Here is a 15,250-nt window from a genome sequence, read left to right as displayed (position 1 = left end):
AAACAGAGTTATATAAACACATACAAGATAGTAGCATGCTGTCAGCCGAAATGCAACAGGTTGACCGCTCAGGCCATGTTTTTCCTGCGGCGCAGCTCTGCCGGCGGAATGTGCGTAAACGACCCGATCACGACATCCGGCAGCTCTTGCTGATAGATTTCAATCGCCTGCTTCATGCCGAAGACTTCGCCCTGCGCTTTTGGAATCATCGCCAGATAGCTTTCCGGATCAATGTTCAGGTTGCGCATCTGAATCAGCTTGATACCTGTGCGGCGGATGAAGTTAATCATCGCTTCCATTTCTTCTTCGCGGTCAAAAACACCCGGGAAGCACAAGTAGTTGATCGAGGTGTACACGCCCTTGGAGGCCGCGTATTCCGCAGATCGCGCTACGTTTTCCAGCGTGTAGTTGCGCGGGCGGTAGTAGGCGTTGTAATGCTCGTCAATCGCGCTGATGATGCTGACGCGCATCAAGTCCAGCCCCGCGTCGACGATCCCTTTGATATGGTCGGTCAAGCCTGCGTTTGTATTGATGTTGATAAAGCCCATGTCGGTCGTCGCTCGCACGCGGCGCATCGCCGGAACGATGATCCCGGCCATGGTCGAAGGCTCGCCTTCACAGCCCTGGCCGAAGCTGATAATGCTCTCCGGCGTCTGCAAATGGTGCAGCATGACCTCTACCAGCTCGTCCTCTGTCGGCTTGAAATTCATCCGCGTCTGCGGAGACGGGAAGCCGCTGTCGTCTGGTTGCTCGGAAATACAGCCGTAGCAACCGGCATTACAGGTATAGGAAACAGGCAGGCTGCCTTCCCAGCGGTGGAAAAAGTTGTTGGAGGCCGTCAGACACTCGTACTCCAGCGCACAGTGCGACAGGTGATGCAAAATCCGGTTGTTCGGGAACAGCTCCAACGTCTTTTCCACTCGCTGCCGCAACTCATCCATCGGGAAGTTCAGCGGGTCCCATTTGTAAATGTCGTCGCTCGCTCTGCCTGCTACCCAAAAACGGTCGTCTTTCCATACGACTGCCGAATACCCGAACAGCGGCAGCTTGCTCTCCCTGTTTGTTTTCACATAACCCGGGAGCAAAAGTCGGGTAATCCCTTGCGGAACGAGCGCCCCGACCGCCGTACAGCCGTCCAGCTTAATCATTTCGCCCGTCTCCGGGTCCATTCCGATCGGTACTGTATCCGGCAGGCTGACCAGCGTCGCCCCTTCCGGCAGCGGGATCAGCTCTTCCTCGAGAATTTCTGTCAATATATCGCCGTTGCGCGCCACCGCGAACAAGCCCGGGTGGTCGTAAACATTGCCCTTTTCATCTGCGTACACTAAATACATGGGAAAATCGCCTCGCTTCTTTGCTTTGCCCATTGTAACGCATTGAAAAAGCAATGTAAATTGTGAAGGGTTACCTGCCGAGGTACGGGAGCGGGTTGACCGGCACATCGTCCTGCCTGACTTCAAAATGCAGGTGATACCCGGTGGAATCGCCTGTCTGGCCCATGTATCCGAGGACGTCGCCCGCTTCTACGCTCTGGCCGGGCGTGACCAAAATCGTGCGCATATGGGCATAAAAGGTTTGCAGGCCGTCTCCGTGGTCCAGTACGACCATCCGCCCGTATCCGGAGCGGTTGGCGCCCGCTTCGACCACCCTCCCTGCTTTCGCGGCCAAAATCGGCGTTTTGGCCTCCTGCTCGTTCCACAAATCCACGCCTTTATGCACCTTGCCCCAGCGTGTTCCGAAGCCGCTTGTAATCGTCGCTCCCTCTACAGGCCAATCCATTCGGCCGCGAATCCGCGCCACCACTTGCCTGCTTGCCGCCTGGGTAGTGTTTCGCTTTTGCTGCAGCTCTTCTGCCTGCATCGGCGGCCCTCCGGCAACAGGGATGTACACAACCTGTCCCACATACAGGTTGTCCGACAGCCATTTTAAAAGCGGGTTGCGTTCCAGCATTAGCTCACGGCTGACTCCGTACCTTCTCGCTATGTAATCGAGCGTCTCTCCGCGCTTCACCATATGTGTCACTTCGTCTTTGGTAATAATCAGCTTCATCCCGACAGAAAGCAGATGCGGATTGCTGATTTTGTTCATCTCCACCAGCTTTTTCAGCGTAAGGCCGTAGCGTTCGGCAATTCCGGAAAGAGTGTCGCCCTGGCGCACTGCGTACACCATCGTATTGCTTTTGGCAGCAGGCGCTTGCTTTGTCAAACTCGCGTACGGATTGAACGCTTGAAACAACGCTTGCTCCACGACAGCCTTTTTCGCTTCCGTCTGGCTCTCGATGGGCACAGGAACCTGCACGTACTCCACTGACTCTCTCCTCCCTCTCTTCCAACTCTCCTTACGGTATGCAAAACAGGCAAAAAAAATGACGGCGAGTCATGAACTCACCGTCGTGCCAGCCGTTTTCCCCCGGCCTTGCTGCTTGCTTTCCAGGGTCTGCAAAAATTCTTCGTTTGTTTTCGTGTCCGCCAGCTTTTTGATAAACGAATCGACAAACTCGTTCGTTTCGTTCATGTTTTTGCGGATCATCCACAGCTTATCCAGCTCTTCTTTGGACAGCAGCAATTCTTCGCGGCGCGTTCCCGAACGGCGAATGTCGATCGCCGGGAAGATACGGCGCTCTGCCAGCTTGCGGTCCAGATGAAGCTCCATGTTGCCCGTTCCCTTGAACTCCTCGTAGATCACATCGTCCATGCGCGATCCGGTCTCGACCAGAGCCGTCGCGAGAATCGTCAGGCTGCCGCCCTCTTCGATGTTGCGCGCCGAACCGAAAAAGCGCTTAGGACGGTGGAACGCCGCCGGATCAATACCGCCAGACAACGTCCGGCCGCTCGGCGGGATCACCAGGTTGTAGGCGCGAGCGAGACGGGTAATCGAATCGAGCAGGATGACGACATCCTTTTTGTGCTCAACCAGACGCTTTGCCCGCTCCAATACAAGCTCCGCCACCTTGATGTGATTCTCCGGCAACTCGTCAAACGTAGAGGCGACCACCTCGCCTTTGACAGAACGCTGCATATCCGTAACCTCTTCCGGACGCTCGTCGATGAGCAGCACAAACAGATGAATATCCGGTCGGCTTTCCGTAATACTGTTGGCGATTTCTTTCAGGAGCATGGTTTTGCCCGCTTTTGGCGGAGCGACAATCAATCCACGCTGACCCAGCCCAACAGGGGCAAGAAGGTCCATCAGGCGGGTGGAAACACGCTCGGGCGCGGTCTCCAGCACTAGCTTGGTTTGAGGATATAGCGGTGTTAAGGCGGGGAAATGAAGACGCTCTGAAGCAGTCTCCGGGTCTTCTCCGTTCACTGCTTCTACTTGCAACAGTCCAAAATAGCGCTCGTTTTCTTTTGGCGGCCTAGCCTTGCCCGACACCACATCCCCCATGCGCAGATCAAAACGGCGAATCTGCGACTGGGAGATGTAGATGTCTTCCGAGCTGGGGAGATAGTTGATCGGTCGGAGGAAGCCGTAGCCCTCCGGCAAGATTTCCAGCACCCCTTCCATAAACATCAGGCCATCCCGCTCCGCTCGTGCCCGAAGGATTGCGAAGATCAATTCCTTCTTCTTCAGTTGGGAGTAATACGGGATATGGTACTCCTTGGCCAGCTTATAGAGATCGGTCAGTTTCTTCTCTTCGAGTTCAGAAAGTAACATACATCCACCACTCTTTATTTACTCTTGGAAAGCATGATATAAAGCCAAGCTGTTCGTTTTCCTACAAACCGAGTGACGGTTTGCGTTCCAGGCGGTGGTTTCCTTCAATGAAGCGAACCGTACCCGTTTTTGCCCGCATGACGACAGAATGGGTAGTAGCGCGAGTTCCCTGGAAGCGAACCCCTTTCAGCAATTCCCCATCTGTTACGCCCGTTGCCGCAAAAATGGCATCGTCGCCCTTGACCAAATCATCCATAAACAGCACCTGGTGCGGGTTGCTGAGACCCATCTTGACACAACGCTGAATTTCTTCTTCGCTTTGCGGCAACAGCTTGCCCTGGATTTCGCCTCCGAGGCATTTCAACGCCACCGCAGCCAATACACCTTCTGGCGCTCCGCCGGAACCGAACAAAATGTCTACGCCCGTGTCCGGGAATGCCGTGTTGATCGCAGCCGCCACGTCCCCGTCGGAAATGAGGCGAATGCGGGCACCTGCCTCGCGAATTTCGTGAATGATGCGAGAATGACGGTCACGATCAAGCACGATCGCCACCAGGTCGCTGATGTCTTTGCCCTGTGCCGCAGCAACGGCTTTCAGGTTGTCGCGAATCGGCGCGTTGATGTCGACCTTGCCAACCGCTTTTGGCCCTACTGCCATTTTTTCCATATACATGTCAGGAGCATGCAGCAAATTTCCGCGGTCCGCAATCGCAATGACAGAGATTGCGCCCCATGTGCCTTTTGCCAGGATATTCGTCCCTTCCAACGGGTCGACAGCCACGTCTACTGCTGGCGCTACCCCTTGGCCGAGACGCTCGCCGATATAGAGCATCGGCGCTTCATCCATTTCGCCTTCCCCGATTACGACTACGCCGTCCATTGGCACTTTTTCAAATTCCTTGCGCATGGCGGTCGTCGCCGCGTCGTCGGCCTCGTCTTTTCGTCCAAGCCCCATCCAACTGGCGGAAGCCAAAGCAGCCGCTTCGGTTACACGTACCAGTTCAAGTGTTAAACTGCGTTCCATTCTGGAAGACTCCTCTCCTGATGATTGGTTAACGCTGCGGGCTTTCTGTGTGCTGCAAGCCTACCCGCGTCACATCGGCACCCAGCATTTGCAGCTTGCCCACCAAGTTTTCATAGCCGCGGTCGATATGTTCAAGACCTTCCAGCTCTGTCGTGCCGCTCGTAGCCAGCCCTGCGATAAACAGCGCCGCTCCGGCCCGCAGGTCAGAAGCTACTACCTTGGCTCCGTTCAGCTTGCTTCCGCCTTCGATGACAGCGGAACGTCCCTCTACCTTGAGCGTCGCTCCCATGCGCCGCAGCTCATCTACATGGCGAAAACGCGAGCTGTAGATGTTGTCCGTCACGATGCTCGATCCTTTGGCAAGGGTCAACAGCGTCGTGATCGGCTGCTGCAAATCGGTCGGAAACCCAGGGTACGGACTTGTTTTCACATCAATGGGACGATAGGAATCCCGTCCGACCACCTGAATGCAGTCATCCATTTCCATCACTTGCGCGCCAATTTCGCGCAGCTTCGCCGTCAGCGACTCCAGATGCTTGGGGATCACGTTTTCGACCAGTACATTGCCGTTCGTCGCCGCTGCGGCAATCATGTACGTCCCCGCTTCAATCCGGTCCGGAATAATCGTATGCCGGCAGCCGCGCAGACGCTCCACGCCCTGGATGCGGATGACATCGGTGCCTGCGCCTTTGATGTTTGCCCCCATGTTGTTGAGCAGTGTCGCCACATCGACAATCTCCGGCTCGCGGGCAGCGTTTTCAATAATGGTCACGCCGTCTGCCTTGGAAGCAGCGAGCATGATGTTAATCGTCGCTCCGACGCTGACGAGATCGAGGTAAATTCTCGCGCCTTGCAGACGACCGTTCTTGGCCCGAATAGTCATCACGCCGTTTTTGTTCTCCACCTCGGCGCCCATCGCCTCAAAGCCTTTGATGTGCAAATCGACAGGTCGTGGCCCCAGATCGCAGCCGCCAGGCAATCCGACCTGTGCCTCTCCGAATTTGGCGAGCAAGGCTCCCCACAAATAGTAAGAGGCGCGCAGCTTTTTGATCTTGCCATTGGGCATGAGCATCAGCTTCATCAGGCGCCCATCGATTTCCATCCAGTCATCTTCAAACAGCACGTCAGCTCCCATTTCCCTCAGAAGCCCGTGGTAAATATCTACATCCTGAATACGGGGCAGATTTTCAATAACTACAGGTCCATCCGCCAGCAACGCGGCTGGAATCAGTGCGACTGCGCTGTTTTTGGCTCCGCTGATGGTTACCGTCCCCGCGAGCGGTTTTCCACCATTGATAATCAGCTTATCCATGCATCGCTCTCCTCAGGTGTAATCGGGAAAGAAGCACCTTCCCCAATGGAAAAGGTGCTTGAACTTTCGATCCTTGTCCTTATTTTTGCATGCTTGCCCAATCAGCGAGGAACTTCTCCAGGCCGCTGTCAGTCAGCGGATGGGCAATCAGTTGCTTGAACACTTTCGCCGGGATGGTCGCGTAGTGAGAACCGCGGCGGGCAGCTTCTGTCACGTGCACAGGGTGACGAACAGATGCCGCGATGATTTCGGTATCAATGCCATGCACAGAGAAAATCTCTGCAATGTCTTCGATCAACTGCATGCCGTCTTGTCCGATATCATCCAGACGTCCCAGGAACGGAGACACGAAGCTCGCTCCTGCCCGAGCTGCGAGCAGCGCCTGGTTTGCGGAGAACACCAGCGTGACGTTTGTTCTGATTTTGCGCTTGGCAAAATACTTGGTCGCCTTCAAACCTTCGGCAGTCATCGGCAGCTTGATGACGATGTTTTTCGAGAGGGAAGCGAGCTTCTCGCCCTCTTCGATCATGCCTTTTGCATCGGTGCTGATAACTTCGGCGCTGATCGGACCGTCTACGATGTCGATGATTTCCTTCAATGTCTCGATGAAGTCGCGGCCTTCCTTGGCAACCAGCGAAGGATTCGTGGTTACTCCGGCCAGGACTCCCCATTCGTGAATCTCGCGAATTTCATCAACGTTTGCTGTATCAATCAAAAAACGCATGATTAGCCTCCTAGTTACGCGCGGTTGCTGCTACCGAACAGGCGCATTTTTCCTTTTACAACTTCCTTGATCGCGTCGCGAGCAGGGCCCAGGTATTTGCGCGGGTCGATTTCGTTAGGCTTCGCAGCTAGCACTTTGCGAACCGTTTCGGTGCATGCGACTTGGCTTTCTGTATTTACGTTAATTTTTCCGACACCCAGGCGGATCGATTCTACAATCGCTTCGTCCGGTACGCCGGAACCGCCGTGCAGAACGATTGGCGCTCCAATGTTGTTCGCTACTTTTTCGATGATGTCGTAGCGGATTTTTGGCACGCCTTTGTACATGCCGTGAGCTGTGCCCACTGCAATCGCCAGGTAGTCTACTTTTGTTTCTTCCCAGAAGCGGATCGCTTCCTCAGGGTTTGCCAGCGTAGCGTCTTCCTCGTCAACAGACAGGTCGTCCTCTACCCCGCCGATGGTACCGAGTTCACCTTCTACAGAAACGCCAACAGCGTGAGCAGCCTCAACAACCTGTTTGGTCAAGCGAAGGTTATCTTCAAACGAGTGATGGGAACCATCGAACATGACAGAAGAGAATCCTGCGCGAATGCACTTCATTACGATATCAAAGTTGCTGCCATGATCGAGGTGCAGGGCAACAGGTACTCCTGCGCGCTCCGCCGCCACTTTTGCAATGGCGACCGTGTAGTCCAGTCCCATGTATTTGAGTGCTCCCTCGGAAACACCGAAAATCACAGGCGATTTTTCTTCCATCGCAGCTTCGGTAATCGCTTGAGTAAACTCCAGATTGTTCAGGTTAAATTGTCCGACGGCGTATTTATGCAATTTGACGTCTTCGGTAAAAGCGGTCATAGGTACCAGTGGCATTTGGTAAATCCTCCTCTGCTAGCTTCAATCACGAGGCTTATTATATCACAGACAGGCGTTTGTTAACAGGTACGCTTGTCCCCACGCATCCGTTACCAAAAGGACTAGCAGGCGAGTTGCTGCTGTACGGCCATTCTCAGCTCGTCAATATCAAACGGTTTGGTAAAATGGGTCAACGCTCCCAACTGGGTCGCTTCCTTAATCATGTCCAGCTCACCGTAAGCCGTCATCATGATTACCTTGATATCCTGATTGATCTTTTTGATGTGCTTCAAAATCTCAATGCCGTCCATGCCTGGAATCTTCATGTCGAGAATGACCAGATCTGGCGACTCTTTTTCCACGATCTCCAGGGCCATTTTCCCGTTTGCGGCCTGGAAGGTTTTGTACCCTTCTTTTCCCAGTACCTCATACAACAAAATGCGAATACCATACTGGTCATCGACAACCAGCACCTTTTTATCATGTTTGTCGAACACGGTTACTCCCCCTTGACGAATCCATTTCCTTAATTTATTGATTCATCACCATAACCCGTGCTAGACATTGAAAAAACGCAGATGTTCCTTTATCGTGGGAGTTGTCGAGACAACCACTGAAAAGGAGGAAATCTGCGTTGTGCCTTGATTTTAGCACAGACTTTATCAGACTTCCATCATTCCATCTCACACATTGGGAAAAAACAAAGGAAACGGATTGGATCGCTGTTCTGGAACCGCATTCTGCCTGTCATCTTTGTCCGATCTGCCTCGGAGCCAGTACCAACCATGCACGTCCTGGACGGCGTATTCTTCGTCATCGTTTCGTTCCTGCTTGGGGGACCGTCTGGGTATCCGTTCCCGTGTATCGCCAGCGCTGTGCGAGTTGTGGGCTTACATGGACAGTGGAATGGAACGGTATCCCGCCTCGAGGATCCGTCACCTCTGCTTTTCAAGAGATGGCGGTGGATATGTGCCACAGTCGGGATTTGCTCTCGGTTGCCAAGCAATTGAGTGTGGCCTACTCGACACTTGAACGCTGGTACTACCAACTGGCCCCCCAACGCCTTGCTCAACCAAAAGAACATGAAGCTCCTGAAGTGGTCTGTCTGGATGAGTTTGCTCTGCAAAAAGGACATAAGTATGGCGTGAACCTCATGGATGCTCAAACCGGTCATATCTGGCAAGTCACAGAAGGACGTTCACGTGAACAAGTACGAAACGCGCTGCAGCAATGGCCTTTTCGTAAGGTTCCCCAGGTAGTTGTCACGGATTTGGCTCCAGGAATGGCTGAAACCGTACGCCAGGTCTGGAAGCATACCCTTGTGGTAGCAGATAAATTTCACGTGATCCAGCTTTTCTCTAAAGCGTTGGAAGCTACCCGAAAACGCACTCATGCTCGTGGAACACATCGTCGGGGCAGACATGAGCAACGCCTGCTCCATACGATCCCTGACAAGCTGAAGCCCGAAGAGCTTCAGGAACTGAAGATTTGGTTAGCAGAAGATCCACATCTGGAACGACTCTACTTTGCGCTTCAAGACATAAGAACCGTGTATGCCGTTGAAACCCAAGAGGCAGGGGAGGAAGCGCTTCAGAAATGGATTGTCGACCATCTCTATTCTCCGACTCCTGCGGTTCGTTCCATTGCCAAAACGATTGTCCAGTGGCAAGAGCCCATTCAGCATTATTTTTCCTTTCGGGTAACGAATGCCAAGATTGAAGGGACACACAACAAAGTGAAGGTAATCAAACGAAGAGCCTACGGCTACCGCAATCTAGAGAGATTCAAGATTCGCATTAGACTGGAGTGTAAACCGGCTACATAACTACGAAAAACTGCGATAGAGGGAGATCAAGCACGTTTTATGGTGAAGAGCTAATTTATTAGGTTTTCGCCTAAAAACAGGAAACTCCTGCACATTTTGCGTATCTGCTGCTGAAATTTTCCCGCGATGTCCATTTCGAGTATAATAGGGATACTATTTTCGCACCAAGCAAGGAGCCAAAAAACAAGATGGATGCGCTCTGGTTGATCTGCCTGTTGACGTTTATTATCCATACGACAGAGACACTTTCCTACGCCATTCGCTTCGCAGGGGTCAAGACAGGAAGAATCGCAGTCGCCATGTCGCTCGTCGGCATCACGCTGCTTCTCTCCCGCACCTCCAACCTGATTCAAGGGCCGTTTACCGGAGGACTGATGGATCAAGCGGCCCTTTTGCATACCGACCCAAGTTGGCAGCTACATATGATTATAGCGGCTTCCTCTGTCGGGACGCTGGCTGCCATCGCGCTGTTTCCCACGTTCGTCCAGATTTCCAGACGAGTGATCTCGCACCTTGAGCTGGCCGGCTCGATTCCGCAAATGCTGCGCACAGCCGTCACCGTAGACAGCCTCCGCCGCGTCCGCCACCACGTGCGAATCCCGAGCTGGCAAGTCATCTCCCGTTTTCGCTTCAAAGGCATTCCCAAGCGCCTGCTGCTGCTCAACTGCCTGGGAACGGCGATTTACACCAGCAGCGTGCTCTCCGTGCTCTACGCGACGTTGCTGGCCCCCGACTACAAAGCAACGGTGCTGATGTCGTCCGGCATGATTAACGGCTTCGCTACGATTTTCATGACGATTCTGGTAGACCCGCAGGTGGCCCTCCTGACCGAGAAAGCCATGCAGGGAAAAGCGACGCAGGAATCGATCCGGGACATGTATTTGTGGCTGATGATTTCCCGATTTTTCGGGACGCTTCTGGCTCAGCTCCTGCTCGTCCCGGCCGCCTACTGGGTTGCCTGGCTGTCTCCGCTCTTTCACTGAAAAAAGCGGCAACCGAAAGAAGACGCACCGACGGTTTCAGTCGCCGGTGCGTCTTTTTGTCTCTATTTATTTATTCAGGTTCAGGGAAGCTTTGACGAAATCGCGGAACAATGGCTGCGGACGGTTCGGACGGGAAGTGAACTCCGGATGGAACTGGGTAGCCACGTACCAAGGGTGGTCTGGCACTTCCACGATTTCCACCAGACGGCCGTCCGGGGATGTACCCGCAAAGCGCAGGCCCAGTTGAGCCAACTGCTCGCGATATTCGTTGTTGACTTCATAACGATGACGATGACGCTCATAAACGAGTGTGCTGCCGTAAGCAGCTTCGGTCAGCGTGCCAGCTTCCACTTTGGAAGGACCGATGCCAAGGCGCATGGTTCCGCCTTTGTCTTCGATTTCTTTTTGCTCTGGCAAGAGGTCGATGACCGGATAAGCGGTGTCCGGGTTGATCTCGGAGCTGTTGGCGCCGTCCATGCCTGCCACGTGACGGGCAAATTCGATAACGGCAATTTGCATACCGAGGCAGATGCCCAGGAACGGCACTTTGTTTTCGCGAGCGTAGCGGGTCGCGATAATTTTGCCTTCGATACCGCGATCGCCGAAGCCGCCTGGTACCAGTATGCCGTTTACATCGCCGAGCAGTTCGGCTACGTTTTCCGGCGTCACTTCTTCTGCGTGCACCCATTTGATTTCCACTTTGGAATCATTCGCATAACCGCCATGGTACAGCGCTTCTGCTACGGACAAATAAGCATCGTGCAGCTCCACGTATTTTCCGACAATCGCGATCGTGGTCGTTTTCGACAGGTTCTTGATTTTGTTTACCAAGGACTTCCACTCGGTCATGTCTGCTTCCTGGCAAGTCAGGCCGAGGTGGCGGCAAACATAGTCGTCCAGACCTTGCGCTTGCAGTTGCAGCGGCACGTCGTAGAGAGTTTCCGCATCCACGCACTCCACAACCGCGTTTTTGTCGATGTCACAGAACAGTGCCAGCTTGTCCTTCATTTCCTGGGTCATTGGCTGTTCGGTACGAGTCACGATCACAGTTGGCTGAATGCCCAGGCTGCGCAGTTCCTTCACGCTGTGTTGGGTCGGCTTTGTTTTCATCTCGCCTGCTGCCTTGATGTAAGGAACCAGTGTCACGTGAATGTACATGACGTTTTCGCGGCCAATGTCGCTCTTGATTTGACGGATGGCTTCGAGGAACGGCAAGCTCTCGATGTCCCCTACAGTTCCGCCGATCTCGGTGATAACCACGTCTGCTCCGGTTTCACGGCCAGCGCGGAAAATGCGGTCTTTGATCTCGTTGGTGATGTGCGGGATTACTTGAACCGTTCCGCCCAAATAGTCGCCGCGACGTTCTTTGGCGATGACAGTCGAATAGATTTTTCCTGTCGTTACGTTAGAGTTGGCGCTCAGGTTGATGTCGATAAAACGCTCGTAGTGCCCCAGGTCCAGGTCGGTTTCCGCTCCATCGTCCGTGACGAACACTTCCCCGTGCTGATACGGACTCATTGTTCCTGGGTCCACGTTGATGTATGGATCACATTTCTGGATGGTTACCTTCAAGCCCCTATTTTTCAGGAGTCGGCCCAGAGAAGCCGCTGTAATTCCTTTTCCCAACGAGGATACGACCCCGCCTGTCACAAAAATATACTTCGTCATCGTTAACGTCCCCTCTTTCCCTAACCCTTTAGTAGTAGTAAAAAACGTATGAAGACGGCTCCCAAAAAAAGAAAAACAAAAGCGAGTCCTATCCCTTTTGGCAATGGGGTAGGGGCACTTTTGTTTTATAGTTTCCCTTATTTAATCCTTCTTCATGTGAAGCCCAAGGAGTATTTTATCTGTCCCTCAGGCGGAAGTCAAGGACTTATCACTTATCCTCGTCATCTTCCAGCTCTTCGTCAACTTCCTCTTCTTCGAGTTCCTCGTCAAACAGCTCGTCTTCCTCTTCTTCGAGCTCTTCTTCGTCGATTTCAGCATCAATCTCTTCGTCTTCGATATCCGCATCATCATCCACGAATTCTTCTTCGTCCTCGAAAATGACCACGTCGTCGTCTTCGTAATCCTCGACAATTTCGTCTTCGGTGTCGTAATCGTCGAAGTCGTCGTCGAGAATAACTTTTTTCTTCTTCGTTCCGCCGCCCTCTTGCGTTTCTTCCACCGTGTCAGTTGGGTACCAGCGCTTCAGTCCCCACACGTTGTCTCCAAGGCACACAAAACGGCCGTCAATATTAATCTCAGTGTATACTTGCGCGATGATAGCCATGAGTTGTTCGTTTGTCAAGTTACGAACGGCAGCCAGTTCATCCATCAGCTCGCGGAAGTTGTAAGTGCGATTGGTTTCACGCAAAATTTCATACGCAATATCAACCAACGCCATCTCGCTCAGTTTCTCGGGATCAATATGAGCAAACAATTGACTCACCCAGGGCACGTCCTTTCCATTAGAAAACTATTGGCTTGAATACCGACCTCGCCCTTTGCTGGGGGACGCAGGCTTTGCTTAGGCAACTCATAAATGATGTCGATCGCCTCACTCGTATATCGTACAACATACGAAGGCTAACATACAGTATTCCTTATTTTAGACGAAAATGCAAGGCTTTCAAACACGCAAAAGACCATTTATTCTCGACACTTGCCTCTCGGCCGTTTTCCATGCGAGTCCGCTCTGTACAGCAGCACAAAAAAAGAAAGCCGCTCCGCTACCGTACAGATAGCAAAGCGGCTCTCGTGTTCATTAGTTTCGGATTAGATAATCAAATGCACCCAAGGCTGCGGTTGCACCTGATCCCATCGAAATAATGATCTGCTTGTATGGACTATTCGTGCAGTCGCCTGCAGCAAATACGCCCGGAACGGAAGTAGCGCCGTGTTTGTCGACAACGATTTCGCCCATCCGATTGCGTTCGACTGTGTCTCCCAGCCAATCGGTGTTCGGCACAAGACCGATTTGGACAAACACACCTTCCAGTTCAATGTGATGAACCGTTTCCGTCTCGCGATCCTTGTAGGAAATGCCGTTGACCTTGTCGGTGCCGGTGATTTCCGTCGTTTGCGCATTGGTGATAACCGTTACGTTTGGCAAGCTGTGCAGACGATCTTGCAAGACGGAGTCGGCTTTCAGCTCTGCAGCAAACTCAAGAACCGTGACGTGCTTGACGATACCCGCGAGATCGATCGCTGCTTCAACGCCGGAATTGCCGCCGCCAATGACGGCTACGCGCTTACCGGCGAACAGCGGACCGTCGCAATGCGGGCAATACGCCACGCCTTTGTTTTTGAACTCGGCCTCGCCAGGCACACCCACATTGCGCCAACGCGCACCCGTCGAAAGGATAACGGTTTTGCTCTTGAGCACAGCACCGTTTTCCAGTTCGATCTCGATCAGGTCTTTTTTCTCCAGACGTTTGGCACGCTGCAAGTTCATGACATCGACATTGTACTCTTTGACGTGCTCTTCCAGACTCGCTGCGAGCTTCGGACCTTCGGTGTATTTGACACTGATAAAGTTTTCAATACCCAAAGTGTCCATGATCTGGCCGCCGAAGCGTTCAGCCACAATGCCGGTGCGAATGCCTTTGCGTGCGGCGTAGATGGCCGCACTTGCTCCGGACGGGCCGCCGCCGATAACGAGCACATCGTACGGCTCTTTGTTCGCAAATTCGGCTGCATCTGGAGCAGATCCGAGCTTGGCGAGAATTTCTTCGAGCGTCATCCGGCCGCTGCCAAAAGGTTCCCCGTTCAGGAAAACCGTCGGCACTGCCATGACGTTTTTGCTTTCGACTTCTTCTTTGAACGCAGCACCGTCAATCATAGTATGTGTAATACCAGGATTGAGAACACTCATCGCGTTCAGTGCTTGAACTACATCAGGACAATTGTGGCAGCTCAAGCTGACATACGTTTCAAAGTGATATTCGCCTTTCAGACTCTTCACTTGATCGATGAGCTTCTGGTCAACCTTTGGAGGTCTGCCGCTCACTTGCAGCAAAGCTAACACCAAGGAAGTGAACTCATGTCCCAATGGTACGCCCGCAAAAGTTAATCCGGTATCTTCACCGATACGATTGACACTAAAGCTAGGTGTACGCTGCATGGAGGTTTCTTCAAGCTTTATTTTCTGTGACATGGTTGCCAGTTCTTCCAGCAAAAGCATCATGTCACGAGATACGCTATCGGAACCAGCGCTGTACTTCAGCAGCACTTCGCCTTCCATAAGCTGAAGGTATTGCCCTAGTTGCGCTTTAATTTCTGCGTCCAGTATCATTTATCCCACTCCTTAGATCTTACCAACAAGATCAAGGCTTGGTTTCAGGGTAGCAGCACCTTCTTGCCATTTCGCCGGGCAAACTTCGCCTGGGTTGTTGCGAACGTATTGAGCTGCTTTCAGTTTGCTTACAATGGCGCTTGCATCGCGACCGATGCCGCCTGCGTTGATTTCGATTGCTTGGATAACACCATCTGGGTCGATGATGAAAGTACCGCGATCAGCCAGTCCCTCTTCTTCAATCAGTACATCGAAGTTGCGGGAGAGCGTGTGAGTTGGGTCGCCAATCATGGTGTAAGTAATTTTGCCGATTGTCTCGGAAGTATCGTGCCATGCTTTGTGAGTGAAGTGAGTATCTGTGGAAACGGAGTAAACTTCAGCTCCCATGGATTTCAATGTTTCGTATTGGTTTTGGAGGTCTTCGAGTTCAGTCGGGCAAACGAAAGTGAAGTCTGCTGGATAGAAGCAAACAATGCTCCATTGACCTTTAAAGTTTGCTTCGGTAACTTCTACAAAATTGCCTGCTTTGTAAGCTTGAGCTTTGAAAGGCAGTACTTCTTTTCCGATAAGGGACATAGTGAACATCCTCCTACATGAT

Annotated in this window: 14 protein-coding genes; 2 read left to right on the top strand and 12 right to left on the bottom strand. The window is 52.7% G+C overall.

Annotated features, from left to right (window positions below; genetic code table 11):
• Positions 1-68: 68 nt before the first annotated feature.
• From BA6348_RS04890 to BA6348_RS04855, 8 genes are all read right to left on the bottom strand, one after another.
• Positions 69-1,334 (bottom strand): radical SAM family protein, encoded by a 1,266-nt coding sequence (locus tag BA6348_RS04890; RefSeq protein ID WP_005827807.1) that lies wholly within the window; start codon positions 1,332-1,334, stop codon positions 69-71.
• Between the two features lie 70 nt (positions 1,335-1,404).
• Positions 1,405-2,307 (bottom strand): M23 family metallopeptidase, encoded by a 903-nt coding sequence (locus BA6348_RS04885; RefSeq protein WP_007786096.1) that lies wholly within the window; start codon positions 2,305-2,307, stop codon positions 1,405-1,407.
• Between the two features lie 69 nt (positions 2,308-2,376).
• On the bottom strand, positions 2,377-3,657 hold the full coding sequence (rho, locus tag BA6348_RS04880; RefSeq protein WP_005827812.1) for a transcription termination factor Rho: 1,281 nt from the start codon (positions 3,655-3,657) through the stop codon (positions 2,377-2,379).
• A gap of 61 nt (positions 3,658-3,718) precedes the next feature.
• Complete coding sequence (gene glpX, locus BA6348_RS04875; protein ID WP_005827814.1) at positions 3,719-4,681, bottom strand: class II fructose-bisphosphatase; 963 nt, start codon at positions 4,679-4,681, stop codon at positions 3,719-3,721.
• Between the two features lie 28 nt (positions 4,682-4,709).
• Complete coding sequence (locus tag BA6348_RS04870; protein ID WP_005827816.1) at positions 4,710-5,993, bottom strand: UDP-N-acetylglucosamine 1-carboxyvinyltransferase; 1,284 nt, start codon at positions 5,991-5,993, stop codon at positions 4,710-4,712.
• A 79-nt stretch (positions 5,994-6,072) separates the two neighbouring features.
• Positions 6,073-6,717 (bottom strand): fructose-6-phosphate aldolase, encoded by a 645-nt coding sequence (gene fsa, locus BA6348_RS04865; protein WP_005827818.1) that lies wholly within the window; start codon positions 6,715-6,717, stop codon positions 6,073-6,075.
• Positions 6,718-6,731: 14 nt separating this feature from the next.
• A complete protein-coding gene (fba, locus tag BA6348_RS04860; protein ID WP_005827820.1) occupies positions 6,732-7,586 on the bottom strand; it encodes a class II fructose-1,6-bisphosphate aldolase in 855 nt (284 codons plus the stop codon).
• Positions 7,587-7,690: 104 nt separating this feature from the next.
• Positions 7,691-8,065, bottom strand: a complete 375-nt coding sequence (locus BA6348_RS04855; RefSeq protein WP_005827822.1) for a response regulator — start codon at positions 8,063-8,065, stop codon at positions 7,691-7,693.
• Positions 8,066-8,202: 137 nt separating this feature from the next.
• On the opposite strand from BA6348_RS04855, the gene BA6348_RS04850 reads away from it, so the two are divergent.
• Positions 8,203-9,393, top strand: coding sequence for an ISL3 family transposase (locus BA6348_RS04850; protein ID WP_129552170.1), 1,191 nt, complete (start codon positions 8,203-8,205; stop codon positions 9,391-9,393).
• Positions 9,394-9,581: 188 nt separating this feature from the next.
• Positions 9,582-10,376 (top strand): lipid II flippase Amj family protein, encoded by a 795-nt coding sequence (locus tag BA6348_RS04845; RefSeq protein WP_005827824.1) that lies wholly within the window; start codon positions 9,582-9,584, stop codon positions 10,374-10,376.
• Between the two features lie 66 nt (positions 10,377-10,442).
• Here the strand turns inward: BA6348_RS04845 and BA6348_RS04840 are convergent, their stop codons facing one another.
• From BA6348_RS04840 to ahpC, 4 genes are all read right to left on the bottom strand, one after another.
• Positions 10,443-12,044, bottom strand: a complete 1,602-nt coding sequence (locus BA6348_RS04840; protein WP_005827826.1) for a CTP synthase — start codon at positions 12,042-12,044, stop codon at positions 10,443-10,445.
• A 208-nt stretch (positions 12,045-12,252) separates the two neighbouring features.
• Positions 12,253-12,807 carry a DNA-directed RNA polymerase subunit delta gene (rpoE, locus tag BA6348_RS04835; RefSeq protein WP_007786103.1) on the bottom strand — a complete coding sequence of 185 codons (555 nt, stop codon included), beginning with the start codon at positions 12,805-12,807 and terminating at the stop codon, positions 12,253-12,255.
• A gap of 315 nt (positions 12,808-13,122) precedes the next feature.
• Positions 13,123-14,652, bottom strand: a complete 1,530-nt coding sequence (ahpF, locus tag BA6348_RS04830; protein ID WP_005827831.1) for an alkyl hydroperoxide reductase subunit F — start codon at positions 14,650-14,652, stop codon at positions 13,123-13,125.
• Positions 14,653-14,664: 12 nt separating this feature from the next.
• Entirely contained in the window at positions 14,665-15,228 is a 564-nt protein-coding gene (gene ahpC, locus BA6348_RS04825; protein WP_005827833.1) for an alkyl hydroperoxide reductase subunit C, read from the bottom strand.
• Between the last annotated feature and the right edge of the window lie 22 nt (positions 15,229-15,250).

The sequence above is a fragment of the Brevibacillus agri genome, assembly GCF_004117055.1.
Classification (GTDB): Bacteria; Bacillota; Bacilli; order Brevibacillales; family Brevibacillaceae; genus Brevibacillus; species Brevibacillus agri.
Note: the sequence above shows the minus strand (reverse complement) of the source record. Positions and strands in the feature narration are given on the sequence as shown.